General features: G+C 53.9%; 1 rRNA gene. It reads left to right on the forward strand.

Features of this window, described 5'->3' with window-relative positions:
- A 23S ribosomal RNA gene (locus IM700_RS22865) occupies positions 1-2,227 on the forward strand; the annotation flags it as partial.
- Position 2,228 lies beyond the last annotated feature (1 nt).

Raw genomic sequence — 2,228 nt, forward strand, 5'->3', positions numbered from 1 at the left:
AGTTTGTAGGCGTAGACCCGAAACCGTGTGATCTACCCCTGTCCAGGGTGAAGGTGCGGTAACACGCACTGGAGGCCCGAACCCACGTACGTTGAAAAGTGCGGGGATGAGGTGGGGGTAGCGGAGAAATTCCAATCGAACTCGGAGATAGCTGGTTCTCCCCGAAATAGCTTTAGGGCTAGCCTCGGAAAGAAGAATAGTGGAGGTAGAGCACTGATTGGGTGCGGGGCCCGCCAAGGGTTACCAAGCTCAGTCAAACTCCGAATGCCACATATTTATTATCCGGGAGTCAGACAGTGAGTGCTAAGATCCATTGTCAAAAGGGAAACAGCCCAGACCATCAGCTAAGGTCCCCAAGTGTGTGTTAAGTGGGAAAGGATGTGGAGTTGCACAGACAACCAGGATGTTGGCTTAGAAGCAGCCACCATTTAAAGAGTGCGTAATAGCTCACTGGTCGAGTGACTCTGCGCCGAAAATGTAACGGGGCTAAACACACCACCGAAGCTATGGCTTGATACTTATGTATCAGGGGTAGGGGAGCGTTGTATGTAGGTTGAAGGTGTACCGTAAGGAGCGCTGGACAGCATACAAGTGAGAATGCCGGTATGAGTAACGAAAAGATCAGTGAGAATCTGATCCGCCGAAAGCCTAAGGGTTCCTGAGGAAGGTTCGTCCGCTCAGGGTAAGTCGGGACCTAAGGCGAGGCCGAAAGGCGTAGTCGAAGGACAACAGGTTGAAATTCCTGTACCACCGTAATCCGTTATGAGCGATGGGGTGACGCAGTAGGGTAGTGACGCGAGCTGATGGATGCTCGTCCAAGCAGTGAGGCTGGTGTGTAGGCAAATCCGCACACCGTTAAGGCTGGGCTGTGATGGGGAGGGAAAATTATAGTACCGAAGGTCATGATCTCACACTGCCAAGAAAAGCCTCTAGTCAGGAGAAGGTGCCCGTACCGCAAACCGACACAGGTAGGCGAGAAGAGAATTCTAAGGCGCGCGGAAGAACTCTCGTTAAGGAACTCGGCAAAATGACCCCGTAACTTCGGGAGAAGGGGTGCCCCGGTAGAGTGAATAGCTCGAGGGGGCCGCAGTGAAAAGGCCCAAGCGACTGTTTAGCAAAAACACAGGTCTGTGCGAAGCCGCAAGGCGAAGTATACGGGCTGACGCCTGCCCGGTGCTGGAAGGTTAAGGGGAGTGGTTAGGGGTAACCCGAAGCTATGAACCGAAGCCCCAGTAAACGGCGGCCGTAACTATAACGGTCCTAAGGTAGCGAAATTCCTTGTCAGGTAAATTCTGACCCGCACGAATGGCGTAACGACTTGGGCGCTGTCTCAACGAGAGATCCGGTGAAATTTTAATACCTGTGAAGATGCAGGTTACCCGCGACAAGACGGAAAGACCCCATGGAGCTTTACTGCAGCTTGATATTGGACTTTGATACGATTTGTACAGGATAGGTGGGAGCCTAGGAAGCCGGAGCGCCAGCTTCGGTGGAGGCGCCGTTGGGATACCACCCTGATCGTATCGGAGTTCTAACCTGGTACCGTGATCCGGTACGGGGACAGTGTCAGGTGGGCAGTTTGACTGGGGCGGTCGCCTCCTAAAGAGTAACGGAGGCGCCCCAAGGTTCCCTCAGAATGGTTGGAAATCATTCGAAGAGTGCAAAGGCAAAAGGGAGCTTGACTGCGAGACTGACAAGTCGAGCAGGGACGAAAGTCGGGCTTAGTGATCCGGTGGTACCGCATGGAAGGGCCATCGCTCAACGGATAAAAGCTACCCTGGGGATAACAGGCTTATCTCCCCCAAGAGTCCACATCGACGGGGAGGTTTGGCACCTCGATGTCGGCTCATCGCATCCTGGGGCTGAAGTAGGTCCCAAGGGTTGGGCTGTTCGCCCATTAAAGCGGTACGCGAGCTGGGTTCAGAACGTCGTGAGACAGTTCGGTCCCTATCTGTCGTGGGCGCAGGAAATTTGAGAGGAGCTGTCCTTAGTACGAGAGGACCGGGATGGACGCACCGCTGGTGCACCAGTTGTTCCGCCAGGAGCATAGCTGGGTAGCTAAGTGCGGACGGGATAAGCGCTGAAAGCATCTAAGCGTGAAGCCCCCCTCAAGATGAGATTTCCCAATTAGTAAGACCCCTTGAAGACGACGAGGTTGATAGGCCTGAGGTGGAAGTGCAGCAATGTATGGAGCTGACAGGTACTAATCGGTCGAGGGCTTATCCAAA

The organism is Paenibacillus rhizolycopersici (genome assembly GCF_014947195.2).
GTDB classification, from domain to species: domain Bacteria; phylum Bacillota; class Bacilli; order Paenibacillales; family Paenibacillaceae; genus Fontibacillus; species Fontibacillus rhizolycopersici.